This is a genomic window from Cellulophaga omnivescoria, from assembly GCF_001999725.1.
Taxonomy (GTDB): domain Bacteria; phylum Bacteroidota; class Bacteroidia; order Flavobacteriales; family Flavobacteriaceae; genus Cellulophaga; species Cellulophaga omnivescoria.
Genome location: NZ_MDDP01000020.1, coordinates 1 through 26,294 on the forward strand (window position 1 = coordinate 1; position 26,294 = coordinate 26,294).

The window sequence follows — 26,294 nt, forward strand, 5'->3', positions numbered from 1 at the left end:
AAAATACAGAAATAAAATTAAGCTATTAAAAGACCACATTGCACTAAATAACAATATTAAATTATTATCTAAGTTCAATTTATTAGTCTTGTTTTACAGCAAGTAAATATAATATTCTGTTTTAACTTTTTACTTGTTGGCACTAAATTTTATGCTTGGGGCGTTGCAGCTGTTTTAATAACGGAGTACTAATTTTTTAAATAAAATTTAAATTTTTCTGAAGCCAAAACTAATTCGTTATCAGTTAATTTTAAAATATTTAATTCTTTTTTCTCTTTTTTAATATAGATGCTTATAATACTATCATTAATATGCCATGTACCTTGCATACTTGATCCCATTTGTGTTATTAATTTAACCTTATTTTGGGGCATAAAGTTGTACGACATTTTGGAGTTTATATCAACCTTTATTGGAACGTAGTTGTTTAAAGTTACGGGTGTCATTTTTTCCATTTTTTGTACTCTCCAATTTTTGGTAATTTTTTCTTCCAATTTGTTAGAACAAGAATATAATAGGGTAATACTAGTTATAGCAAGTATTTTTAATGTATTTCTCATCTTATTTTATTTATGCACTAATGGCTCTTGTTAAATTAAATTACTAACAAGGTTGTTGTATACGGTTTGTTGCGTGGTTTAAGCTCTAAAGTTAGCAACTAAAAACCGAATAGAAATTTGCTAGTCCCTACATTTCGGGATTCGTAAGTAGGTTATAAATAGCAATTAATTTTATTTGGTGTTACCAACAGTTTTATTCTTAATTCATCAACTTCCATTCTTTTCCATTATACAGAGCTAAATGTTTATCTGATACAGACCAAAGTCCACTTGGACCTTTAAATAGTTTAAATGTCGAAAACTCAGGTGTACTTTCTACAAAAACTTCAAGTTCACCATCTTTTAACCTAAGAATATTAAAGTTATTAGAGAAATAAATAGCATCATTATATGTGCAAACAGAGTCTATATCATCATCAGAGACTTCACTTTCCAATTCCGTCCATTGACTTCCTCTACCTTCCAAAATTATTCCCATTTGACCAGCAATATAAACTTTGTCATCAAAAACATCTCCATCTAATAAAATGTCATCGGTTGGTGTTTCTATTTCAGACCATTTACCGCCTTTATTTGTCCATATTACTCCTTCCCATCCAAAAGCATATAATTCTTGAGAATTAAATCCTGTAATATTTTCAAAACTACTCGGCATAGGTTCACCTTTCATAGCTTCAATACTAATTTCCTCCCAACTTGTATTTACTTGTTTAAATATAAATCTATTTGTTCCTCCAACATATAATTCTCCATCAACTAGTTTAGAAAATCTAATTTCACTGGGAGGATCGTTTTTATCATCTTCAGTTTTATAAACATTAGAGAAAATAGTATCAGCTTTATTAAATTCTAAACAAGATCCGCCCCAGTGCGTTAAAAATATTTTATCCTCATTTACATTACTAGATATACCTTCGGGAAGCCAACTTACACTACCAGCGTTAGACCAATTTCCTTTATTATCTCTAATTAAAAATACGCTCTTTGGGTTTTTTTCAGGATCCATACCAAAAGGATGAGAAATCATTATTACTTCTCCATTTAATAATTCAGCACCCGAAGAAAAGGTGAATTTTGATAAGTCAATTTTATTATTAGATTCTACCATAATTTGTTTAAATTTTATTGTTGGCTACGTACTTGTGTATGGTTTACTGCGCGGTTTAGTACGTAATTTAGCAAATAAATACCAAATAGAAAATCTGCTAGTCCGGTATATAGGAGTTCTTAAACAGATAAAGACTAGGCCTTTACTATTGCAAAATCAGGACTAATATATAATGATTCTTACAGAAGCACTTTAGTTAAAAATTAGTGAATTTTTACTTGTTTTTTACCACACTACTTTGTTACCACCAGTTATTTTTTCTTAAATATCGCTAAATGTTCAAGCATAGGTTTATTACTTCCTTTCTTTTTTATTGTGTCAAAAATTTTTATTCCACTTGGTAAAGGTTTAAAAAATTCACTTCGATTAGCTTTCAAACTTTTGATTAGTGGTGATTTTATTTTTCTCGGAAATGTAATTGAAAAAAGGTCATTAGATTTAATGAAATAAATTAACCAAATTAAGTCATATTGATTGTCCTCAATATTTTTCATTTTCTCATTAAACAAATTTTCAATTGCTTTTTCAATTTTTGTCATTACTGACTTATTTGAAGAGTGTTTTATGATTATTTTTTCAATTATTGCAAGAATTTGAGGGAATGATTTATATCTACGTTCTTTTAATAAAAGTAACAGACTAATTGCCTTCATTAAATTCTTTTCATTGAATTCTAGCTTTAGTTTGAATGAATTGGATGAAAGTTCACTTAAAAATCGGTCAACCACTCCAGTTCCTCTGTGTTGTTTGTCCACTTTTAAAGTTCCTCTTAAAGATTTTTCGAATCGATTATAACTTATTTTATTTTTATATCTTAATGAAAATTGTTGATAATCAGCAGTCCATTCTCTAAATAAGCCTTCAGGCAATTCATTTACTTCAGACTTGTCGTCATTTAATGCTAAATTAAAATTCTTTAGTTGCTTTTGAAGTATTCTAATTATCTTGTTAGCATCTTCTTTTGTTTGACACAGAATTCTATAATCATCTTTAAATCGAACTGCTAAAAAATAAATTCCTAGTTTATCTATTTCTTTGGAACTTTCTGTGTCCACAGCAGACAAAATTATTTCTGCTATTAAATCTGAAATTGCGGGACCAATTGGAATTCCATTCGTGCAACCATCATTAGCATACTGTATTAGTTTATCAAGTTTTAACCCTAAAAATTTATCGTATGAATTTCTATTTCCACTAGTCCTAATTACTTTTTTAGTATGAATTGCCCAAGCTATACTATGTGTATAAATTGAAGGATAAAAGTTTTTTATGTCTGTTTTTAAAATATATTTATAATTAAAAGCTTCGGCAACTAAATCATTTTCAGCCATTTCCAAAAACTCATAAATCATTCTTCCAGCTCTTAAATTCCCTAATTCTCCTTCATTTTTTTTGGTAACAGGAATTGGGAAACTATAGGAATAGATTTTGTTTTTTGAATTAAATAAATGATTTGTTATTAAATCCCATTCGTTCATTAGATACCAAACCATATCGTGATAAATTTTAGGTTCAATAATGCCAAATGTCCTATCTGTTAATTGTGTTTTAGGAAACGAAACATTTATTAGCTCACTTTTTTTGACATCAAATTTCGGATTAGTACCAGAAGTATCTACTTCAGTAAATGGTCTAGTGTTTAAATCAAATTTAGAGACTTTAAATGTTGGTGGGACAATATATTGTTCGGGAAAATAACCTTCTTCTAATAGCCATTTTGCAACTTTTTTAGTAGGAACTTTTTTTAAAAGTTTTTTTGTTTCTAAGAAATGTTTTCTTGGTAGTTGCATTTTTTTTAATTGGTGGTAACGTTCTTGTATATGGTTTGTAGCGTGTAAATTAGCGATAATTATTCGGTTAAGCACAAGCCAGATTTTTAAATTTCACTATTTATCTTTTTTATTGGAAATCGTCAAATTTAAAAATTTGGCGACTTTCCAAATATGCCTTAACTTCGGTTAATCAACTAACCAGCTATGCGCTATATACGTTGTTAGCAAAAGTTTTATTCCGCAATAAATTCTCTATCAAGATTATCTGTTTTGCCAAATCTTATATGTCCTTTAGTCAATAAATTATAGATAAATATATCTCTCAAATAGTTTAAACTTTTCTGGTCATTTATTGAAAATAAAGATTTAATATTACCAACTAACCTTTTGTATTGATACCTATATAAGCTCTTTTCTCCACGATACCTGTAATCATATCCTCGATATTTTTGATTAGAATACCTGCTGTTTATAAAGTTTTCTAAATCGCTTTCTAAAAAATATTTTCGTTTATAATAATCTTCGTGTTCTTTACCATTATAGGCAAAAAAATCACTTATTGTTTTTGATGACTTTAAGATTTCCGCAATATTTCTTATCTTTTTTAATTGCCAATTCTTAAAGTATAATTTCAAACCTATGAATACCAAAAGTCCAAATAAAAAATAATTTAAATAAACAATGTTGAATGGTATTAATTCGGTTATAGATTCTTTCAAGTCTGTTATTTGCGATACAATATTAATAAATAGTAGAAGAAAGGCGGAAATACCTAAAACCAGAAAACTTGAATTTTTCGGTTCATAGAGATTTTTGAGTTGAGTATTCAATTCCTCTGATTTGTCTTCTTGTGATTTTGTGATAATTTTCTTTAGTCTGTCAACTTCATCTTCTTTTAATGACAACTCAAGTTTTAGATGTTTGTTTTTTTTCTCAAGTTCTAATATCTGACTTTTATCAATTACAGACTCATAGTTATTTTGAAATAACACTAACTCTTGAGGCGATTTTGTAAGTTTTAATCCGTCTAAATGAACCTTTAATTCTTGAAGTAATTCATTTAGTCTTTTAAATTTTTCGGTAGCCTCGCTTTTTAATTCAGTTCCGACCAAATCTGGGTGCGCAATATTTCTGCTTTTAAAAAGAATGTCATAAAGTCCAAAAGCATCTACGTTTTCCGTGATATTTAATTCGGTTTTTACTTTTTCAATTATCGATGTTTGGATGTTGCTCATAAATTTTTGCTAACTACATATAAACTCAATTACTAACGTTTATTTCGCCTATGTGGTTGTGTAAAAGCACATTTGGCTTAGCAGTTGGTTTTTTGGTTGTTTAATTTTCCTACAATATAAAACTAATTATTGTGCTGCAATTACGGAAATGTGTAATTGGTATATTTTTTAGTATAGTTGGTTTTTTTCACCTACTTTTTGACTAAAAACTGTACCTAATTTTTTTGTTAATTTCTTTATGCCTTAACTGTAAATACTTCCACCAATAAAATCCTATTTTTACACCTTGTTATGAAAGTATGTATTGCAGAAAAACCAAGTGTTGCCCGTGAAATTGCCACTGTACTAGGGGCAAATACAAAACATGATGGGTATTTTATGGGTAATGGCTATGCAGTAACCTATACTTTTGGCCATTTATGCACACTTTGTGAGCCTAACGACTATAAACCTCATTGGAAAAGTTGGGACCTTAACAACTTACCAATGCTACCCAGTAAGTTTAAAACCAAAGTAGTACAAGAGTCTGGCATACAAAAACAGTTTAAAATTGTAAAAAAATTATTTGACCAAGCTACTGTAGTAATTAACTGCGGTGATGCTGGGCAAGAAGGAGAACTTATACAACGTTGGGTTATAGATCAGGCAGCGTATAAAGGAGAAGTACAACGCCTATGGATATCTTCTTTAACTACAGAGGCTATAAAAGAAGGGTTTGAAAAACTGCAACCAGCCACTAAGTATGACAATTTATACTACGCTGGTTTTTCTAGGGCTATAGGAGACTGGCTTTTAGGCATTAATGCAACACGTTTGTACACCGTAAAACACGGTGGTTACAAGCAAATGTTGTCTGTTGGGCGTGTGCAAACACCAACCTTGGCAATGATTGTAACTAGGTACCATGAAATACTAAATTTTAAACCGCAACCATATTGGGAGCTGCAAACCTTGTACAGAGATACACTGTTTAATTGCGAAAAAGGAAGGTTTTTAAAGAAAGAAGAAGGAGAAGCTTTTGCGACAAAAGTAAAAGAAAACGATTTTGAAATTGTTTCTACCACCAAAAAAAAAGGTAAGGAATATGCGCCTAAGTTGTTTGACCTTACTGGCTTGCAGGTTTATTGCAATACAAAATTTGGTTTTTCTGCAGACGAAACCTTAAAAATAGTACAAAAATTATACGAGCAAAAAGTAGTTACTTACCCAAGGGTAGATACTACCTTTTTACCTAATGATATTTACCCTAAAGTTGCCGGAATTTTACAAAAGCTTACCAATTACCAAAACCTAACGCAAGTTGTTTTGGCGGGTAAAATTAGAAAGTCTGCTAAGGTTTTTAACGATAAAAAAGTAACAGACCACCACGCTATAATACCTACTGGTGTGCAAATAAATTTACAGCACAACCAACAGTTGGTGTATGATATTATTACCAAACGTTTTATTGCTGTTTTTTATCCAGATTGTGAGGTGGCTAACACCACAGTTTTAGGTAAGGTAGATACAGTGTCTTTTAAAACCACAGGTAAAGAAATACTAAAAAAAGGCTGGCGTGTAGTTTTTGAAAATCCGGATACTAAAAATAAGCCCGAAAAAGGCATATTACCATCTTTTGTAAAAGGAGAAAAAGGACCTCATGAGCCTTCGTTTTTAGAAAAAGAAACCAAGCCACCAAAACAGTACACAGAGGCTAGTTTGCTACGTGCTATGGAAACAGCAGGCAAGCAGGTAGATGATGATGAAATGCGAGAGCTAATGAAAGAAAACGGTATAGGAAGACCGTCTACCAGAGCAAATATTATAGAAACACTTTTTAGGCGTAAATACATAGAGCGTAAAAAAAAGCAGTTGCTGCCAACACAAACAGGCATACAACTTATTGGTATTATAAAAAATAAATTGTTAACCTCTGCCGAGCTAACTGGTATGTGGGAAAAACAGTTAAAAGAAATAGAAAGCGGAAATTTTCATGCAGGTGTTTTTATAAACAACATGAAAAAAATGATTGATGACTTGGTGTATGAGGTTCGTATTGAAAAAAAACACATTAAAATTTCGCATGCAGTCACAGAAAAAGCTGCAAAACCTGAAAAAGAAAAGAAAATTACCTCTGTACAGGGTAAAACGTGCCCTAAATGCAAACAAGGTGTATTGTTAAAGGGCAAAACTGCTTACGGTTGTAGTGCCTATAAAACAGGGTGTAAAATGGTATTGCCTTTTGTGTATATGGATAAAAAAATATCTGAAAAACAGTATTTACGACTGCTAGATAAAGGTTGTACTGTTAACCTAAAAGGTTTTAAAACAGACAATGGTACCAAAGAAGGTTTGTTGCGTTTTAATGATAATTTTGAGTTGGTGTTAGAAGAAAAAAAAATAGCACCAAAACAAACACAAACAGCGGTGCCAAACCCTATGCCGTGTCCGCAATGTAAAACCGGCACAGTATTAAAAGGCAAAACAGCCTATGGTTGTAGTGGTTACAAAACAGGCTGTACTTTTAAATACCCTTTTAGTGTTTTAAGAGAAAAAGCAGCAGGTAAAACCTTAACTAAAGAACTTGTTTATACACTGTTAAACAAAAAGTAGTGCTTTTTTAAGCATTGCTAACAGTAGCTTCTGTAAGCTTGTATTTTTTCATTAAAAACAACCCATAAATTAAGCAAGGTAGGGCAAGTAGGGTAATAAGTATGGCATTTTCTAAAGATGTAGCCTCGGCAATTTTTTGTTTTATAGGCAGACCAACCACATCTAAATCTGCAACAAAGTCTATTATTGCGTGTACTATAATTAATGGGTATATTCTTTTAGTTATTACTAGTAAAAACCCAAACATAATGCCTATAAATGTGGCGTATAGTACTTGTGTTAATTCGCCGTATAATCCGCTATCAAAATTTAATAAATGTATAACTCCAAAAAACAATGAAGAGGCAAATACCGATGCTATAATATTCTTTTTTGTGTTACCCAAATAGTTTATGAAATGCGACTGAATAAAACCTCTAATACTTAACTCCTCTGCAAAGCCTATAGAAATAGAGTAAATTAAAAATATAAAAACGTTAGGCAACAAATTATCTATGCTTACAACATCTATTATGGCAAGGTTTAACAGCACTAGATATAGTAACGGAAACAATAATAAATACCATTTTTTTAATTTTCTTTTTTTTAATCCTGATACCTGTAATAAACCATTTTTACGAATAAAAAATAACGAAACAGCAATTAATACAAGATTGGCACATACATTTACAAGTGTGTGTATAATGTAAGATTCTATTTTTTTACTTATTAATAAGTATAAGAGGTACTCTCTTGTAATTAAAATAAAAAGTAAAGCACATACAAAAAGTATTAGCTGGCTCCAGAACTGTTTTTTAGTCATAACTTTGGTCTTAGTTGGTTTGTTTACTTAATAGACGCTATTACGGACTAATTTGTTGCCTAAGGTTTTTCTGTTTGGTTAAAATAGTTAAAAGTTTTCCTGAGTGAGTTCATTATTTAACATTGCACCACCTAAGTTACCAGTATAAACTGCACTAGATAACGCACGTAGTCTAGAGCTGTTGTCTCCGCAAGCATACACGCCATCTACTGTAGTTTTTTGCATAGGGTTTACCTCAATATGTCCGTTTTCTGTGAGTTTACAACCTAATTGGTCTGCAATATTTGTGCTTTGTTTAAAAGGAACATCTGCATAAGCGCAATCATAATTTTCAGAGCTTCCGTCTTTAAATTCAATTTTTTCTAACTGTCCGTTTGTATGCACAATGGTTTCAATTTCTTTTTCATTAATTTTAATGTTGTGCTGCTTAAGTTTTGTAAGTTCTTCATCACTAAAATTATTTTTGCCCATAGTAATAATTGTACTGTTATTAGTTAAGTTGTTTACTAATGATGCCAAATGAAAAGCCCTTTCTCCGTTAGCAATTATAGCTGTTTTTTTGTTTTTGTACTCGTAACCGTGGCAGTATGGGCAGTGTATCACAGATATACCCCAGCAAGAAGAAAAGCCTTGTATATTGGGCAATAAGTCTTTAATACCTGTGGCAATAATTATTTTTTTGGCAGTAAATACGTTTTCATTGTCTGTAGTTACACTAAAAATAGCCTTGTTTTTTTTAGCATTAACCACAAATCCGTTATGGTGGGTAACACTGTTGTAGGCTGCTAGTTGTTCTTTTCCAATTTTTAAAATTTCACCAGGCTTACTGCCATCTTGACTCAAAAAATTATGAGCGTGTGATGTTTGTGCGTTGCAAGGTTTACCAGCATCTATAACCAAAGTTTGTTTTAAAGATCTACCCAAGGCCATAGCAGCAGATAATCCTGCATAACTTCCGCCAATAATTATTACATCAAAATCTGTTTTACTCATTTTATACACGTTTTTAAAAAGGTTCCATAAGGGGTTTTGTATGGTAATATGTAAACCACCAATAGCCAAAGCTTTTATAACATTTCTCCTTATCATACTTAATTATTAATGCAACTATGTTGCAATTAAAAACAAATATATATTAATTTTTGTATTATTGCGATACAATCGCAATAAAATGAACAGAAGAAATACGCCAACTAAAGAAGCAGTATTAAATTTACTAATAAATGCTAAAAAAGCACTTAGTCATGATGCTATAGAAAAACAGTTAAGTATAGCTATTAATAGGGCTACAATTTATAGGGTATTAAATAGGTTTTGTGAAGATGAAGTGGTTCATAAAATTGTAGCTGAAGACGGCAAGCAATACTTTGCAATTTGTAAAAAATGTAAAAACGAGGAGGAGGTAAAGCCTCACTTTCATTTTAGGTGTACCAGTTGTGATACTATAGAGTGTTTAAAAATTCCTGTAGAATATACCGCACCAAATGGGTATACAGTAGCTAGTGCAAATTGTATTTTAACCGGAACTTGTAAAAATTGTATGTAGTTTACATAGTGCTGCATACTACTTTTTAGCATACAACCACCAATTCATATCTCTTGTTAGTGTGTATCCTAATTTTTGATAAAGTGCTATTGCTGGGTTTCCTTTATTGGTGTGTAAAATAGGGGTTTTGTTCTCTTTTAAAATTTCTTTGGTGTTGTGTGCAATTAGCTGTTTTGCTAATCCTTGCCTAGTGTAACTTGGGTGTGTAACAACAGCGCTAACTTCTGTAAAAAGATTTGTTTGCATACGTTGCCCTGCAATAGAAACCAGTTTTCCACTTTTAAATATGCCAAAGTATTTACCCATTTCAAAGGTTCTTTTTCTGTAGTAACCAGGCATAACTAGCCAAACTAAATTATAAATTTCATCACTAAAAGTCTCGTCTAATAACACAATTTCTTCGGTTATTTTTACGTCTGCTAATGTATTTAAAACCATTTGACAGCCCTCAACTTTTTTCTCTAAAAAAAGGGTTGAGTCGTCTATTAATGGAGTTTCAGCTTCCGATACAAAAAAAAATTTATCTGTAGTTTGTGCGTAGCTGTTAGCGGCTTTTTTAGTACTACTAGTATCATAAAAAGCACCAAATGGGCATACCTCGGGATTGTAAAATTTTACATTGTTAAATGTAACTGCAAATTTTTTGTGGGTTTCTTGTAAAGAATACCAAACAGGGTTTTTTAGTTGATCTTCTAGTGTAGGCATTAGTAAAAAAATTACATTTAAATAAAGCGTTTTTTGGCTGTGTGTTACTGCGTAAAATTATTTCTTTTTTTCGCGTAAAATCTTCTCCATTTTACGCCCTTTTGCCAATTCATCTATCAATTTTTCCATTTGCCTGCACTGTTTGTACAGTTTAAATTCTTCTTCTATTTCTTCAATACGGTAACCACAAACAACACCTTTTATTAAATCCTCATTAGGGTTAATTTTAGCTTTGTTAAAAAAAGTTTTAAACGTCACTTTTTCATCAATAAGGTTTTGTAAGGTAGTAGCGTTAAAACCAGTAAACCATTCTATTACTTGGTCTAACTCTTCTTTAGTTCGCCCATTTTTTTCTATTCTACTTAAATAGTGAGGATAAATAGAAGCAAAAATCATATTTGCAACTTGTTCATTTTTTTTGGTGGTGACTTTCATAATTTAAGTTTTTAATTAAAATAGGCTATCTGGTATGTGTGTTCTGTAGTAATGGTTGCTACCGATCCTACCTCATTAACAGTTTTAGAACTACTGTTTTTTAAACTATCATACGCATAACTTATAAATTTTGTTTCTTTTCCTTTCTCAAAAAAACGATGTTCATGCAACAAACCGTTTTGGTAGGCCATAGTCTGCTTGCTTTCTAAAACATTGTTTACATAAACCTCTGTTTTTATACAATTTTTAGATCCGTCATAAGTGTAATGTTCTACAAACCCGGCGTTATCATTTGCAACCGTGTTGGTATGCTTCATTTTTGAAACTACACCATTTAAGTAAGTATAAGTAACGGTATTACTGTAATTTTTACCATCTTGGTTGTAGCAATTTTCTATTAGTGTAGTTAATTGTTTTTTTTGGTTATACTCGTAGTTTTTCTCACAATAGGTACCAAACAAATGGTTATTATTTTTTGTGTAAATAATATTGTTGTTTTTATCCGTTTTTGTAATGGATGATTCTACCAATTCATCATCCTCAAAAGTTTTGGTTTCTAGTTCGCTTTCTTTGTAAAAATATTTTTTTACCGTTGTATAGCCGCTAGGCCCAAGTATTTTTTCAGTTTCGCTGTCTAATTTACTATTTAGATAATTGAATTTTGTAATGCTATATATTTTTCCATAAGAATAAACGGTTTCCTTTAGTAAAAACCCACTTGAATTAAACTCTTTTTCTGTATTTAAAATAGGAGATTTGTTATTGCTTTTAACTTGAGTATACTCTTTTATACTTTTTACTTTTCCAGTTAAATTTAATTTTTCTAAATCGGTTTTATTGTAATTCTTCATTTTCATTTGTTGCGCATTGCAAATTGATGTAGCTAAAAATATATATAGTAATAGTTTTTTCATAAAACAAAAAGTCTAACTTTTTATTAGTTGATGCGGTTTATTTTTTTGTATCAAATAATATATAAATATAATGGCGTTAAAAATTGCTAATACAGTACTTAACACCCAAGTCCAATTAAATTTGTTAGTGTTGTATAAGTGTAAAGAGGAAAGTACACAAGTATATAAAGCTAGCAAACCAGCTATTGCAAGTATAATTATACCTAAATATATTAAGTAGTCTAACTCTGATTGCCAAAAAAAATAGCTCAATTTTATAAAAATTACTATACCGCCAATTAAGGAGAATAGAAAAGAAATAATTAATAGCTTTTTTGTATTCATATTAATGAGTTAAAACTGTTTGTCAAAAATTGAAATTAGCATTTAAAATAAAAAAAACATTTATAATTTATACTAAATACCTTTTTTATCGTTTTTTTAGGAGTCTTTTTGTTGCTACTAATATTGCTAAATATTTAGGCAAAAATTACTTTTTATAATAAGTTACTATGTAATACTTTGTTTTATTATATGCAGCTTTTACATTTTAGTGCAAGTACTTTTAATAAATAAATTATACAAGTCTAATTTGCGTGTTTATATATTAATTTTTTTAGTATATTTATTTAGTAAGATAAACTTAACACACCCACCACTTAGAGTTTACACAGCAAATAATAACTATTATGGGATTTTATGCCAAGTTTAAATGGATTCTAGGGATTTTATTGATTTTTGTCTTAATAATAATGACAAACTTAATTGATAAAAACAATTTTGTGCGGGTTAGAGACTCTGTTGTAACCATTTATGAAGACAGATTAATAGCCAACGATTTAATTTTTGAAAAGTTAAAGTTGGTACAAGAAAAAGAGGTTGCGGTTAAAACATTGGATAGTACTTTTTATGAAAACCGTAATTTAAAAGTAAACGATAATTTACAGTCGTTAATTTCTAGATTTGAAGAAACCAAATTAACTCCAAAGGAAGCAACCGTATTTAACGACTTTAAAAGTAACGTTAAAGTGTTGCAAAATGCAGAAACTAAGTTTATAAACTCTAGTTATAACAGTACATCTAAAGTAAGTAGCGCTATAAATAGTTTAAAAAATAACCTTAATGATTTATCTAAAATACAATTAAATGAGGGTAGCAGGCAAATGTCTATTAGTAAACGAGCAGTAGATTCGGTAGAGCTATTTACACAAATAGAAATTTATATGCTTGTTTTTTTAGCAATTATTATTCAAGTTGTTGTAATGTATAACCCCAAAGAAAAGAAGTGAGTTAGTTTGTAAATTGCTGCTTTTTAGACTTTTTTTTGGAATGTTGTCTCCAAATGTTTTGTTGTACGTAGTTTTAGATTAAAAATTTGATACATCTAATTAATAAAACTAGACCAATAATAAATAAAACCCAAAGAATAATTCGGTCTCTTTTTTGTTCTGCCTTAGCACGGTTACGAATCTTAAGTTTTAATTTATACATTTCCTTTTTAGGTAACGTTTTAAAGCTTAGGTGATGAGATTTTGCTTCTTTAGAGTAGATAGTTTTACGATTATCATCTTTAAATTTCCCCCTTTTAGATGGGCGTTGTGCACGGTTTTGTCTCATCCGATTATTCATATCCTGAATGTGTCCTGCTCCAAACCCCATATTTATTTTTTATTGCGTTTTCAGTGGTCTATTATTACTCTTAAATTTAATAAAAAAATCCAGAGAAGCTAGCTCCTCTGGATTTTGTAATTAAAATTATTAAACTGTACCAAGTACAGTATTATGCTTAAAAGGCGTAGCGTTGCGGGCCACCTCTTCTAATTTCTTCATTAGCGTAAGACTCAAACTTTTTAAAGTTTTCGCGGAACGCGTTAGATAATTTAAAAGCAGTTTTGTAGTACTCTTCATCGTTATTCCAAGTTGTTCTTGGGCTAAGTACTTCTGTAGGTACACCAGGACACTCTCTTGGTTGTGCAACACCAAATACAGAGTGTATGTGGTATTTATCATAAGAGTATAAACCTAAGTCGCCATTTAATACAGCATTAATCATAGCACGTGTGTACTTTAATTTCATACGTGTACCAATACCGTAAGGCCCACCAGTCCAGCCAGTATTTACCAACCAAACATTTACGCCAGCTTCTTGCATTTTTGCACTTAGCATTTCTGCGTATTTAGTTGGGTGTAATGGCATAAAAGGAGCGCCAAAACAAGCAGAAAAAGAAGGTACAGGCTCTACAACACCAGCTTCTGTACCAGCAACTTTAGCAGTGTAACCAGATATAAAGTGGTAAGCAGCTTGTGCAGGTGTTAGCTTAGATATTGGAGGCAGTACACCAAAAGCATCTGCTGTTAAAAAAAATATATTTTTAGGGTTTTTACCTATAGATGGTTCTTGTATGTTTTCTATATTGTAAATAGGGTAACTTACTCTTGTATTTTGAGTAATAGAGGTATCTGCAAAATCTACAGCACCCTTATCATCCATTACAATATTTTCTAAAATAGCACCTTTTTTAATGGCACCAAATATTTCTGGTTCGTTTTCTGCAGATAAGTTAATTACTTTAGCGTAACAACCACCTTCAAAATTAAAAACCGAGTTTTCATTAGTCCAACCGTGCTCATCATCACCAATTAATTTTCTGTTAGGATCTGCAGACAGGGTAGTTTTTCCTGTGCCAGATAAGCCAAAGAAAATAGCAGTGTCACCGTCTTTACCAACATTAGCAGAACAGTGCATAGGCAATGTGTCTTTGTAAACAGGTAAAATAAAGTTTAAAGCAGAAAAAATACCTTTTTTAATTTCACCTGTGTAACCAGTACCACCAATTAAAGCAACTTTTTTAGTAAAATTTAAAATTGCAAAATTGTGTTGGCGTGTACCATCTACAGCAGGGTCTGCCATAAAACCAGGAGCGTTTACAACGGTCCATTCTGGGTCAAAGTTTTTTAACTCCTCTGTAGTTGGTCTTAAAAACATGTTGTATGCAAACATATTTGACCAAGGAAATTCATTAATAACCCTAATGTTTAACTTGTAATCTTTATCAGCGCATGCGTAAGCATCTCTTACATAAAGTTCTTTTTTGTTTAGATAATCAATCACTTTATTATAAAGTGCATCAAATTTATCTGGCGCAAAAGGAATGTTAATATCTCCCCACCAAACTTTATCAGCAGTTATGTCATCCTTTACAATAAATCTGTCTTTAGGAGATCTACCAGTAAATTCGCCAGTATTTATTGCCAAAGCTCCAGAAGAAGCCTCTTTTCCCATACCTTTATCTAAAGTTATTTTGTGCAATTCTGACGGAGATAATTGATAATTAATGTCAGTGCTTTTAATACCATATTCCTCCAACGAAATCGTTTTCGTGTCTGGACTATAAGTGCTCATAGTTTTAGTTTTTTTGTTAATGCAAAGCTAAAAAAAATTTGCAGTTATGTAGTTTAATTGTCAAATGTTTAGTTAAAATGTTTAAAAATACGATAACCCAATAAAAACCATCCAATTATTAAAAATAATCCACCAATTGGAGTTGCAAGTGCTATAGATTTTGCATTAAATCCTAAAATTGTATCAATACTTAAAATATATATAGAAAAACTAAACAGAAAAATACCTGTAACCAAAACGTAAAAAATTTGCTTTTTATGCTTTGCAGTAAGTTTTGGTAGTACACCTAAAACCAACAATAAAAGTGCGTGGTACATTTGGTATTGCGTCCCTGTTTTGTATGATGCTATTGCTTTGGCATCTACCAAATTCTCTAATCCGTGTGCACCAAAGGCTCCAAAAATTACTGCAGTAAAGCCAAAAAATACTCCAGCACTTAAAATTGTTTTGTTCATAACAAAAAACGTTTGTAAATTTATAAATGTAACAAAACTGATCATTGTATCAGTATCACAACCAAAAGTAATAAAACATATGTTAAGACAAATACTTGTATTAGGTGCCGGAAAATCTACCGCTTATTTATTAGATTATTTACTAGAAAAAGCTGCAGCAGAAAACTTACATATTACTATTGCAGATTTACAACCACAAAATATAGCGCCACATATAGCAAATCACCCGGCTTGTAGCGTAGTTGGTTTAGATATTTTTAATATAGAAGAAAGGCAAAAATTGGTGCAAATGGCCACCTTAGTAATATCTATGTTGCCAGCAAGTTTACATATACAAGTAGCTAAAGATTGTGTTAATTTTAAAAAGCATTTGGTTACAGCATCTTATGTTAGTGATGAGTTACTTGGTTTAAATAAACAGGTAAAAGACAACAAGCTTGTTTTTATGAATGAGATTGGCTTAGACCCCGGAATAGATCATATGAGTGCTATGCAGGTAATAGATACTATTAGAGAAAAGGGTGGCAAAATGTTGCTGTTTGAGTCTTTTACTGGTGGTTTGGTTGCGCCAGAGAGTGATACTAACTTATGGAACTATAAATTTACCTGGAACCCAAGAAACGTGGTGGTTGCTGGGCAAGGTGGTGCCGCAAAATTTATACAAGAAGGTACTTACAAATACATACCTTATAATAAACTATTTAGAAGAACAGAGTTTTTTAATGTAGAGGGTTTTGGTAGGTTTGAAGGGTATGCCAATAGAGACTCTTTAAAATATAGAGAAGCGTATGGCTTGCAAGATGTGCTTACGCTATATAGGGGCACAATGCGTAGAGTTGGTTTTTCTAAAGCGTGGAATATGTTTGTAGAACTTGGGATGACAGATGATAGCTATACGATAGAAAACTCTGAGAATATGAGTTACAGGGCATTTACAAATTTATTTTTACCCTATTCGCCAACAGATTCTGTAGAGCTTAAGCTACGTCATTACTTAAAAATAGATCAGGATGATGTAATGTGGGGTAAGTTGTTAGAACTACACCTTTTTGATGATACTAAATTTATAACACTTAAAAATGGGACGCCAGCACAAATACTACAGCAAATTTTAGAACAAAGCTGGACACTAGATAAGGACGATAAAGATATGATTGTTATGTACCATAAATTTGGTTACAGTCTTAACGGAGAAAACAAGCAAATAGATTCTAATATGGTTGCCTTAGGTAAAAACCAAACGCATACGGCTATGGCAAAAACCGTTGGTTTACCTGTTGCTATGGCCGCATTATTAATTTTAAATAACAAAATAAAAACTTACGGTGTACAAATACCTATAACTAAAGAGGTGTATGCTCCAATTTTAAAAGAATTAGAAGATTTTGGCATTGTTTTTAAAGAGTATAATACAGAGTACAAGGGCTATAATTCTGTAATAATGAATAGTTAGTATTTAAAGCTATATTGGTATCTTTACAGTTAATTTATAACTAGACTTATGAAATTTGATAACGATAGAATAAAAATTGACGGCATAGACAAAAAAATTATAAGGTATCTTATGCAAGATGCTCGTAAGCCCATTTTAGAAATTGCTCGTAAAATAGGAATTTCTGGCGCTGCTATCCATCAACGTTTACGTAAGTTAGAAACATCAGGCCTAATGTCTGGTTCTAAGTTTGTTATAAACCCTAAAGTTTTAGGTTACACTACAATGGCCTACATTGGTATATTTCTAGATAAAGCAATGAGTAACCCAAAAGCTGTTAAAGAATTAGAGAAAATACCAGAAGTATTAGAGTGTCATTATACAACGGGTAATTGGTCTATACTTATAAAGGTGTTATGTAAAGATAATGAGCATCTTATGCACGTGTTAAATAAAGAGATACAACAAATACAGGGTGTTTCTAGAACAGAAACTTTTATTTCATTAGACCAGCAAATAGATAGGCAAATACAAATATAATTGTAGCTATTTATGACAATTGTTCTGGTTTTAATTTTTTTTAATGCTAAATTTGCGGCGTGAAACAGACCTTACTCATAATTGCAATTGTTATTTGTATAAAGCCAATATTCCCGTTTATGGAGTATGTGGTTAATTATGATTATATCTCTAAAGTGTTGTGTATAAATCAAGACAAGCCAGAGTTAGAGTGTAATGGTAAGTGTGCACTAATGAAATCTATAGAGAAATCTACTCAAGAGGAGCACAATGAGCAAGGTGTTGTAAAATCAGAATTTCAGTTGTTGTTTCATCAAAATAATCAAGATGTTTTTGTGAACACACAACTTCTATCACAAAAAAAGCATAAAATACTTTCTGCAGAGAGTAACTATCATTTTAATTCGGTTTTTAGTCTTTTACGTCCTCCTATTTCGTAAGTTTTATTAGTTAAGTTTAATGTGAATATGATTTTTCAGTCTATGTAAAGTCATAACATCTCTGTGTTGTTTTTTATCAACCCATAACTTAACAATATTCCAGTTTGTTTAATAAAAAAATCAATATAAACACTCTTTGCTAAGAGGTGTTTATGGCTTAATGGTTTGATGTTTTTTACCTAAACGCACAATACAAACACACAAAATAGAATTAAGAAACAGTAAAAAAAATATAATGAAATCAAATTTTTTAAAATCGATAGTGGTAAGTTTTAGTTTACTAGCATTAGCATCTTGTTCTTCTGATGATGATGGAGAAATGGATAATGTAAATCCAGGACAAGTAACACTTGAATTTGATAATGGCTTTGCAGGAAACGATTTAATAATAGGAAATGCTAATACTGCTAATGCAAATGGTGAGGCGTTAACCGTATCACGTTTAAATTACATTGTAAGTAATATAGTTTTGATAGATGAAGACGGTATGGAATATGCATACCCAAAAGAAAGCAGCTATTTTATTATTAGTGAAGATTCTAATGATGAGTTGGCAGATAATACAAAAGTAGTTTTAGAAAATGTGCCTGCTGGCACATACACAGCCGTTAAATTTGGTATTGGTGTAGATAAAGAAAAGTACGACCAGGGATTAAGCGGAGCAGGTGACTTTTGGGATGCTGCTGGCGAGTATGACATGACATGGTCTTGGGCAGCAGGTTACAAGTATATAAATTTTGAAGGTACTTATACATCTAACTCAACTACAGATGAGCAGTACTGGGTACACTTAGGTAGAGCTAGTGATGAGGTTACAAATTACACAGAAACTACTATAGATGTTCCTGCATCTTCTGCAATTATTGTAAATGAAAATATGGCTCCAGAAGTGCATATTATTACAGATGCAAATGCACTATTAACTGCAACAGAGGTGGTAAGTTTAGAGGCATATGAAAACGCAATTATGGGTGGTGAAGGTGCAGTAAAAGTAGCAACTAATGTACCGTTAGCATTTAAAATAGATCATGTACACAACAACAAAGCTGGTAACAGCAGTCACTAAATAGTAATAGCGTGTTACGGGCCTGGTTTTAGTTTTGGTTTTAGCTGGGCCTGTGGCGCCTATTTTTTATTAGTAATAATGAAAAAAATTAGTTTCTTTTTGGTTTTGTTGGCAGTTATAGGTTGCCAGAGCAATGATGATGGGTATACTAATATTCCGGTAGAGTTAGAGGTGCCTGCACATTTCCCTGAAGTAACTTATAATTTAGCTCATAATCCGTTAACAAAAAACGGAATTGAGCTTGGACGTAAATTGTTTTATGAAGGTGCAGTGTCTTCTACAGGTACAGTTTCATGTGGTACTTGTCATGAACAAAAATATGCATTTACGCATCACGGACATACATTTAGCCATGGCGTAAACGATTTAGAAGGGACAAGAAATACGCCTCCTGTACAAAATATGGCTTTTTTAGAAAATTTTGCTTGGGATGGTGCAACGGGCCATTTAGATCTTTTTCCTGTAATTCCTATTACAACAGAGGTAGAAATGGATGAAACGCTAGAAAATGTTATAGAAAAACTGAAGAACAAATCTGGTTACAAAAAACTGTTTGCTGAGGCTTTTGAAGATGGAGAAGTGAATTCTGAAAACTTTTTGTTAGCATTATCGCAGTTTATGGTAACAATGATTTCTGCAGATGCTAGGTATGATAAGTACATAAATAACCAAGTGCAACTAACAGAGTTAGAACAGCAAGGTTTAGCACTTTTTGAGCAAAAATGTGCCAGTTGTCACGCTACAGCGCTATTTTCTGATGGTAGTTTTAGAAACAATGGGTTGCAACCCAACACCAAGCTTAATGATTTAGGTAGGAGTGTAGTAACTGGTTTTGTAGAGGATAATTATAAGTTTAAAGTACCAAGCCTTAGAAATATTGCGGTTACTGCACCGTACATGCATGATGGTAGATTTGGAACTTTAGAGGCGGTACTTGATTTTTATAATAGTGGAGTTGTAGACTCACAAACCTTAGATCCTTTATTGCGTAGTGGTGAGAGGTTGGGTATTGCTACAACAGCAGAGGAAAGGGTGGCAATTATTGCCTTTTTAAACACCCTTACAGATGATACTTTTTTAACGGACAAACGATTTTCAGAGAAATAGAATATGAAAAATTTAATAATAATAGCATATCTATTGGTTGTGTGCAATGTATTTGCAATACATAAAACTGAGCCAACAGACAGTTTGCAAACAGCAACAGCAGTAAAGTATTATGTTTTTGATGACTTTTGCGATACTTGTGGCTGTAGTGGTAATGGTGGTAGTATGGGTTTTGGTACTGGTTTAGATACCAATTTTGCAGGTGTGCGTTACATATCTCAAAGTTATAGGTCTAGAGATGGTATATTTAATAATTCACCTTGGATAGATGAAAACTTTAATACACTGCAAGCTTGGGGTAGAGTGCCTGTTGGAAAGCATTTTTTAGTGAATGCCATAGTTCCTTATCATTTTCATAATAGAGAGTTTGCAAACAAATCTTCTCAAAATATTAATGGTTTGGGAGATATTACATTGTTGGGGTTTTATAAAGTTTTAGCAAAGCAAGATAGTATAATGGTTGTTGGTCCACAGCACTCTTTACAAGTTGGTGGCGGAGTAAAAATGCCAACGGGTAGTTTTAACAGGGCTAATAATACAGGTAGTGTAAACACTAGTTTTCAGTTAGGAACAGGTAGTTGGGATTATGTTACTGCAGTTAATTACGGACTTACGCATAACAATTGGGGAATGTCTGCAATGGTAAACTATACGTTTAAAACAAAAAACAGTAAAGATTATCAGTTTGGTAACCAATTAAATTATGGTATAAATACTTATAAAACATATTATTTATCTCCTGATTTTGCATTAACGCCTGCATTGGGTGTTAGTGGAGAAAATTATGATGAAGATGAGTCTTATGGCTTATCTGTATTAAACACAGGAGGTGATGTTTTATTTGGTAAGCTAAGTGTAGAGGCTAGTTACAAAACATACTCGTTAGGGGTAACTACAATGTTGCCAATAGATCAAGATTTAAATAACGGTAAGGTTGAGGTAAAAAATAGAATATCACTATATCTTAATGTAAACATTTAGTAAAATATAATTGGGCATAATGTACAACGCTAACTTCAGTTGGTTCTAACGGTTTGGGGGAATTTTTAGAACAGCATTGTGTCCAATAAAAAAGGGTGTCTTTAAATAGACACCCTTTTTACTTTTGTATGTTTTTATAATAATTAATCTCTTCCAAATACTTGGTAAGCCCAGTATACTAAAGATGCTAATGCACCTAAAGCAGCAACAAGGTATGTCCTTGCAGCCCATTTTAATGCATCTTCTGCGCCAGCATATTCTTCTTGGCTAAGCATATTTTTGTTTTTTAACCATGCTAATGCGCGGTTACTAGCATCATATTCCACAGGTAGTGTAATAAAACTAAATAGTGTAGCAAAGCCCATCATTAACAGTCCGGCTACGGCAACCCAAAAACCAATGCCACCGGCTACGCCAGTAACAGCCATTAAAACAACGCCTCCATAAACTACCCATTGAGACATACTAGATGTTGCGCTAACAACAGGAACTAGCTTAGAGCGCATTGTTAACCATTGGTATGCTGTAGCGTGTTGTACGGCGTGTCCGCATTCGTGAGCGGCAACTGCTGCAGCAGCAGCATTACGCTGACTGTAAACACCTTCACTAAGGTTAACGGTTTTGTTTACTGGGTTGTAATGGTCTGTTAGCATACCAGGAGTAGAAATTACTTTTACATCTCTAATACCGTTGTCTGCCAACATTTTTTCTGCAATTTCTGCGCCACTCATTCCGTTACGCAATTGTACCTTAGAGTACTTTTTAAATTTGCTTTTAAGTCTGTTGCTAACAATCCAGCTAACTAAAGCAACTGCACCAATAATTATATAATAAGTATACATAGTTTGTGTTTTTAAATAATAAATATAACAATTTAAAAGCAAAAACCTCGCCAAATTAAGCGAGGTTTATTTTACTGACAGTTGTTTGTATTTATGCTAATGCTTCTTCCCAGCCAAAAGCTTCAAGAATTTCATTATAAACTATTTTACCTGATACAATGTTTAGCCCTTTTTGCAAAGAAGCGTCTTGTTCGCAAGCTGCTTGCCAACCTAAGTTGGCTAATTTTAAAGTGTATGGCAGTGTTACATTGGTTAATGCCATTGTAGAGGTATAAGGTACAGCACCTGGCATATTAGCAACAGAGTAATGTACAACATCATCTATAATGTAAATTGGGTCTTCATGGGTAGTTGGTTTGGTAGTTTCTACACAGCCGCCTTGGTCTACAGCAACATCTACTATTACAGTACCAGGTTTCATTTCTTTAAGCATATCTCTGGTAATAAGGTTTGGAGCTTTAGCTCCTTTTAAAAGCACACCGCCAATAATTAAATCATGTGTTTTTATGTGTTTTCTAATATTAAACTCGTTAGAAAACTCTGTGGTAACATGTGGTGGCATTACATCATTAACATAACGTAAGCGTTTCATGTTTACATCTAGTATGGTGACGTGTGCGCCTAAACCAGCTGCCATTTTAGCAGCTTGTACGCCAACTACACCAGCACCTAATACTAAAACTTTGCCAGGAGCAACACCAGGTACGCCACCTAAAAGTACACCTCTACCTTTAACTGGTTTTTCTAAGTATTTAGCGCCTTGTTGTATTGCCATTCTTCCTGCAACTTCAGACATTGGAGTTAGTAGTGGCAAAGTGCCGTCATTGTCTTCAACAGTTTCGTAAGCAATACAAATAGCTTTTTGCTTAATCATTGCTTTAGTTAGCGCTTCACTAGATGCAAAATGAAAATATGTAAATAAAATTTGTCCTTCTCTTATAAGGTCGTATTCTTCTTCTATAGGTTCTTTTACCTTAACAATCATATCACTCATTGCATACACTTGAGCAATAGTATCTAAAATTGCAGCACCAGCTTGTTGGTAGTCGTTATTGCTAAAACCACTGCCTAGGCCAGCTCCAGACTGTACGTAAACGGTGTGTTTGTTTTTTACCAATTCAAAAACCCCTGCAGGCGTCATACCAACACGGCTTTCATTGTTTTTAATTTCTTGAGGAATACCAACAATCATAATTAACTATTTTAGATTTTGGTGCTAAATTAAATTAATTATTAAAAGTATTTCTAATTAATCGATAAAATTAAGGGGTGTAAGGTTAAAATAATTACTTTTAATAAAAACACCCCTATAAAAAATAGGGGTGTATGATAAATAAAGTGTTTTATTTTGATTTTTACCCTACAATGTTTATAATTTTTCCTGGAACTATAATTACTTTTTTAGGTTCGCGACCTTGTAATTGAGCTATAGTTTTTTCATGTGCCATTACAGTGGCTTCAATTTCATCTTTAGACATATCTAATGGTAACTCTAGTTTAAATCTCATTTTACCATTAAAAGAAACAGGATATTCTTTACTGCTTTCTACAAGGTGCGATGCATCAAATTTAGGAAAAGGAGCTGTAGCAATAGAAGTGCTGTGTCCTAATTGCTGCCATAACTCTTCTGCTATATGTGGTGCATACGGAGAAACTAAAATGGCTAAGGCTTCTAAAATTTCTTTGCTAGTACATTTTTGACTAGACAACTCGTTTACACATATCATAAAAGTAGAGACCGATGTGTTAAAAGAAAAGTTCTCTATATCTTCTGCAACCTTTTTAATGGTTTTGTGTAATGTTTTTAAATTGTCTTTAGTTGGTGCAGCATCTGTAAATTTAGCGCCATTATCATCTAAATATAAACGCCATAATTTTTTTAAGAACCCGTGTGTACCTGTAATACCAGCAGTGTTCCAAGGTTTAGATTGCTCTAGTGGGCCTAAAAACATCTCGTACAAACGCAAGCTATCTGCACCATATTCTTCACAAATACTATCTGGACTAACCACATTATATTTAGATTTAGACATTTTTTCTACTTCACGACCAACAATGTATGAATCACTATTCTTCATTACATTTCCATTATCATCCAGAAAAACAGCTTCTTTATAAATTGGATTTTTATCTTTCCATTCCCCAATTATTATTTCATTTGAAGAGTTTACGATTGAAATATCCACGTGTATAGAATTCAACTCTAAAACTATCAACTTTAATTTATTGAAAGGAATATCCAAGACGGGTTTTATCATTTTTTCAACATAATTATTCCACTCTTCCTCATTTTCCTTAACACGATTATCTGGTATATTATCCCACAACTTTTTTGAAATAAAAAGTTCATTTGTAAAATACTCTCCAGAGTGAAAGTGCTCGTGATCTGAAAAATCAACATTGCACCAGGACATTAAAAGTCTATAAGCAAAAGCACTTGTACCTGTAATCATTCCTTGGTTAATCAGTTTTTTAGCAAACTCATTTTTAGGAACTACACCTTTATCAAACAAAAATTTCTGCCAAAAACGTGCATATAATAAGTGTCCGGTTGCGTGCTCGCTACCACCAATGTATAAATCTACATCTTGCCAGTAGTTAATTGCATCATCAGAAAATATGGCATCTGTATTATTAGGATCCATATAGCGGTTAAAGTAAAAACTACTACCTGCCCAACCTGGCATTGTATTTAACTCTAACGGAAATACAGTCTCGTTGTTTATTTCACTATTGTCTACAACTTTATTTTCTTTGGTACACCAAGCCCAAACGTTAGCATTACCTAGTGGTGGTTCGCCAGTTTCGGTTGGTAAGTATTTTTCTACCTCTGGTAATGTAATAGGTAAATGTTTGGCATCTATCATTTGTGGCATACCATCTACATAATACACAGGAAAAGGTTCTCCCCAGTAACGTTGTCTGCTAAAAACAGCATCGCGCAGGCGGTAATTAATTTTACCTTTACCGTGACCTATTTTTTCTAGCTCGTAAATGGCTAGTTTCATTGCTTTTTTGTACGGTAACCCGTTTAAAAAGTCTGAGTTTGCAATGATGGTTTTTTCTTTATCTACATAAGCTTCTTCAGAAATATCTACACCTTCAAAAACATTAGGGATATCAATATTAAAATGTTTAGCAAAATCATAGTCGCGCTGGTCACCACAAGGTACTGCCATAACTGCTCCGGTACCGTAGCCAGCTAATACGTAGTCGCCAATCCAAATAGGAATAGGTTTTTTTGTAAAAGGGTGCTCTGCGTAAGCACCAGTAAATGCACCAGAAATAGTTTTTACATCTGCCATACGCTCGCGCTCACTACGTTTTGCAGTGGCTTGTATGTAGGCATCTACCTCTGCTTTTTGTTCTGGAGTAGTAATGGTTGCTACTAGCTCATGTTCTGGAGCAAGAGTCATAAAACTAACACCAAAAATAGTATCTGGTCTTGTTGTAAAAACGTCTATTTGATGAGATTGCTTCGCTTCGCTCGCAAGGACATTAAAAGTAACAGAAGCACCTTGACTTCTTCCAATCCAGTTGGTTTGTGAGTCTTTTAAAGGTTGTGGCCAGTCTATGGTATTTAAATCATCTAATAAACGTTGTGCGTAAGCAGAAATACGCATACTCCACTGCGTCATTTTTTTACGAATAACAGGATGTCCGCCACGTTCTGATACTCCGTTTATAATCTCGTCATTAGCTAATACAGTTCCTAAAGCAGGACACCAGTTTACTTCGGTTTCTGCTAAGTATGTTAGTCTGTATTGTAATAAAATTTCTTGTTGTTTTTTAGTGTTAAATGCGTTCCATTCATCAGCAGTAAAAACACTAATATCATCATCAGAAACAGCATTTACGGTTGCGTTTCCTTCTTTTTCAAAAATCTGAATTAAGGTAGAAATATCTTCAGCCTTATTGGTGTTGTTATTGTACCAAGAATTAAATAGCTGAATAAAGATCCACTGTGTCCATTTGTAATAATCAGGATTAGAGGTACGTACTTCACGACTCCAGTCAAAAGAAAAACCAATTTTATCTAGTTGTTCTCTGTACCTGTTTATATTAGTTTTGGTAGTAATTGCAGGATGTTGCCCCGTTTGTATAGCATACTGTTCTGCTGGTAAGCCAAAAGAATCGTATCCCATTGGGTGTAAAACGTTAAACCCTTGGTGTCTTTTATAACGAGCATAAATATCACTGGCAATATACCCAAGTGGGTGTCCAACGTGTAACCCAGCACCAGAAGGGTAAGGGAACATATCTAAAACATAAAATTTTTCTTTATCAGAATTATTTTCTGCTTTAAAAGTTTGGTTTTCTGCCCAATATTTTTGCCACTTGGCTTCAATTTCTTTAAAATCGTAGTTCATATGCTTGTCTTCTGCTATTTAGAATGGGGCA

General features: G+C 32.5%; 24 protein-coding genes. 9 read left to right on the forward strand and 15 right to left on the reverse strand.

What is annotated here, in order from left to right:
- Positions 1–188: 188 nt before the first annotated feature.
- From BFJ87_RS10490 to BFJ87_RS10505, 4 genes are all read right to left on the reverse strand, one after another.
- A complete protein-coding gene (locus BFJ87_RS10490; protein ID WP_077403934.1) occupies positions 189–560 on the reverse strand; it encodes a lipocalin family protein in 372 nt (123 codons plus the stop codon).
- A 199-nt stretch (positions 561–759) separates the two neighbouring features.
- Positions 760–1,668, reverse strand: coding sequence for a hypothetical protein (locus BFJ87_RS10495; RefSeq protein ID WP_077403937.1), 909 nt, complete (start codon positions 1,666–1,668; stop codon positions 760–762).
- Positions 1,669–1,919: 251 nt separating this feature from the next.
- Positions 1,920–3,458: an RNA-directed DNA polymerase gene (locus BFJ87_RS10500; RefSeq protein ID WP_077403940.1), complete on the reverse strand. Its 1,539-nt coding sequence runs from the start codon at positions 3,456–3,458 to the stop codon at positions 1,920–1,922.
- 215 nt (positions 3,459–3,673) lie between these two features.
- Positions 3,674–4,675 (reverse strand): hypothetical protein, encoded by a 1,002-nt coding sequence (locus tag BFJ87_RS10505; RefSeq protein WP_077403943.1) that lies wholly within the window; start codon positions 4,673–4,675, stop codon positions 3,674–3,676.
- Positions 4,676–4,966: 291 nt separating this feature from the next.
- Between BFJ87_RS10505 and BFJ87_RS10510 the strand changes: the two genes are divergently transcribed.
- A complete protein-coding gene (locus BFJ87_RS10510) occupies positions 4,967–7,267 on the forward strand; it encodes a DNA topoisomerase 3 (RefSeq protein WP_077403946.1) in 2,301 nt (766 codons plus the stop codon).
- Positions 7,268–7,274: 7 nt separating this feature from the next.
- On the opposite strand, the gene BFJ87_RS10515 is transcribed toward BFJ87_RS10510, so the two are convergent.
- Positions 7,275–8,069, reverse strand: a complete 795-nt coding sequence (locus tag BFJ87_RS10515; protein ID WP_077403949.1) for a CPBP family intramembrane glutamic endopeptidase — start codon at positions 8,067–8,069, stop codon at positions 7,275–7,277.
- Between the two features lie 87 nt (positions 8,070–8,156).
- Complete coding sequence (locus BFJ87_RS10520; RefSeq protein ID WP_077403952.1) at positions 8,157–9,158, reverse strand: NAD(P)/FAD-dependent oxidoreductase; 1,002 nt, start codon at positions 9,156–9,158, stop codon at positions 8,157–8,159.
- An 82-nt stretch (positions 9,159–9,240) separates the two neighbouring features.
- Here BFJ87_RS10520 and BFJ87_RS10525 point away from each other — a divergent pair, with 82 nt between their 5' ends.
- The gene (locus BFJ87_RS10525) at positions 9,241–9,615 is read left to right on the forward strand and encodes a Fur family transcriptional regulator (protein WP_077403955.1); all 375 of its coding nucleotides are present in this window, start codon (positions 9,241–9,243) and stop codon (positions 9,613–9,615) included.
- Positions 9,616–9,633: 18 nt separating this feature from the next.
- Here the strand turns inward: BFJ87_RS10525 and BFJ87_RS10530 are convergent, their stop codons facing one another.
- From BFJ87_RS10530 to BFJ87_RS10540, 3 genes are read right to left on the reverse strand one after another with little or no spacing between them, the layout of a single operon-like run.
- A complete protein-coding gene (locus BFJ87_RS10530; protein WP_077403958.1) occupies positions 9,634–10,320 on the reverse strand; it encodes a GNAT family N-acetyltransferase in 687 nt (228 codons plus the stop codon).
- 57 nt (positions 10,321–10,377) lie between these two features.
- Complete coding sequence (locus BFJ87_RS10535) at positions 10,378–10,755, reverse strand: DUF2200 domain-containing protein (RefSeq protein ID WP_077403961.1); 378 nt, start codon at positions 10,753–10,755, stop codon at positions 10,378–10,380.
- 11 nt (positions 10,756–10,766) lie between these two features.
- Positions 10,767–11,669, reverse strand: coding sequence for a hypothetical protein (locus tag BFJ87_RS10540; protein ID WP_245799622.1), 903 nt, complete (start codon positions 11,667–11,669; stop codon positions 10,767–10,769).
- A gap of 668 nt (positions 11,670–12,337) precedes the next feature.
- Between BFJ87_RS10540 and BFJ87_RS10550 the strand changes: the two genes are divergently transcribed.
- Positions 12,338–12,937: an MCP four helix bundle domain-containing protein gene (locus BFJ87_RS10550; RefSeq protein ID WP_077403967.1), complete on the forward strand. Its 600-nt coding sequence runs from the start codon at positions 12,338–12,340 to the stop codon at positions 12,935–12,937.
- A 73-nt stretch (positions 12,938–13,010) separates the two neighbouring features.
- Here BFJ87_RS10550 and BFJ87_RS10555 read toward each other — a convergent pair whose 3' ends face one another.
- The 3 genes from BFJ87_RS10555 to BFJ87_RS10565 all read right to left on the reverse strand — a co-directional run bounded on the left by BFJ87_RS10555 (position 13,011) and on the right by BFJ87_RS10565 (position 15,506).
- Entirely contained in the window at positions 13,011–13,307 is a 297-nt protein-coding gene (locus BFJ87_RS10555) for a hypothetical protein (RefSeq protein ID WP_077403970.1), read from the reverse strand.
- 127 nt (positions 13,308–13,434) lie between these two features.
- Complete coding sequence (gene pckA / locus BFJ87_RS10560; RefSeq protein WP_077403973.1) at positions 13,435–15,051, reverse strand: phosphoenolpyruvate carboxykinase (ATP); 1,617 nt, start codon at positions 15,049–15,051, stop codon at positions 13,435–13,437.
- 68 nt (positions 15,052–15,119) lie between these two features.
- Complete coding sequence (locus tag BFJ87_RS10565; RefSeq protein WP_077403976.1) at positions 15,120–15,506, reverse strand: DUF423 domain-containing protein; 387 nt, start codon at positions 15,504–15,506, stop codon at positions 15,120–15,122.
- Positions 15,507–15,585: 79 nt separating this feature from the next.
- Between BFJ87_RS10565 and BFJ87_RS10570 the strand changes: the two genes are divergently transcribed.
- From BFJ87_RS10570 to BFJ87_RS10595, 6 genes are all read left to right on the forward strand, one after another.
- On the forward strand, positions 15,586–16,959 hold the full coding sequence (locus BFJ87_RS10570) for a saccharopine dehydrogenase family protein (RefSeq protein WP_077403979.1): 1,374 nt from the start codon (positions 15,586–15,588) through the stop codon (positions 16,957–16,959).
- A 48-nt stretch (positions 16,960–17,007) separates the two neighbouring features.
- Complete coding sequence (locus BFJ87_RS10575; RefSeq protein WP_077403982.1) at positions 17,008–17,478, forward strand: Lrp/AsnC ligand binding domain-containing protein; 471 nt, start codon at positions 17,008–17,010, stop codon at positions 17,476–17,478.
- Between the two features lie 59 nt (positions 17,479–17,537).
- Positions 17,538–17,897 (forward strand): hypothetical protein, encoded by a 360-nt coding sequence (locus tag BFJ87_RS10580; RefSeq protein ID WP_139344233.1) that lies wholly within the window; start codon positions 17,538–17,540, stop codon positions 17,895–17,897.
- A 235-nt stretch (positions 17,898–18,132) separates the two neighbouring features.
- Positions 18,133–18,963, forward strand: coding sequence for an MbnP family protein (locus tag BFJ87_RS10585; RefSeq protein WP_077403988.1), 831 nt, complete (start codon positions 18,133–18,135; stop codon positions 18,961–18,963).
- A gap of 78 nt (positions 18,964–19,041) precedes the next feature.
- Entirely contained in the window at positions 19,042–20,070 is a 1,029-nt protein-coding gene (locus BFJ87_RS10590) for a cytochrome-c peroxidase (RefSeq protein ID WP_171974501.1), read from the forward strand.
- A gap of 3 nt (positions 20,071–20,073) precedes the next feature.
- Positions 20,074–21,051, forward strand: coding sequence for a transporter (locus BFJ87_RS10595; RefSeq protein WP_245799624.1), 978 nt, complete (start codon positions 20,074–20,076; stop codon positions 21,049–21,051).
- Between the two features lie 143 nt (positions 21,052–21,194).
- Here BFJ87_RS10595 and BFJ87_RS10600 read toward each other — a convergent pair whose 3' ends face one another.
- From BFJ87_RS10600 to BFJ87_RS10610, 3 genes are all read right to left on the reverse strand, one after another.
- Entirely contained in the window at positions 21,195–21,893 is a 699-nt protein-coding gene (locus BFJ87_RS10600; protein ID WP_077403994.1) for a zinc metallopeptidase, read from the reverse strand.
- A 91-nt stretch (positions 21,894–21,984) separates the two neighbouring features.
- Entirely contained in the window at positions 21,985–23,085 is a 1,101-nt protein-coding gene (gene ald / locus BFJ87_RS10605; RefSeq protein ID WP_077403997.1) for an alanine dehydrogenase, read from the reverse strand.
- Between the two features lie 163 nt (positions 23,086–23,248).
- Complete coding sequence (locus BFJ87_RS10610; RefSeq protein ID WP_077404000.1) at positions 23,249–26,263, reverse strand: leucine--tRNA ligase; 3,015 nt, start codon at positions 26,261–26,263, stop codon at positions 23,249–23,251.
- Positions 26,264–26,294: the final 31 nt, after the last annotated feature.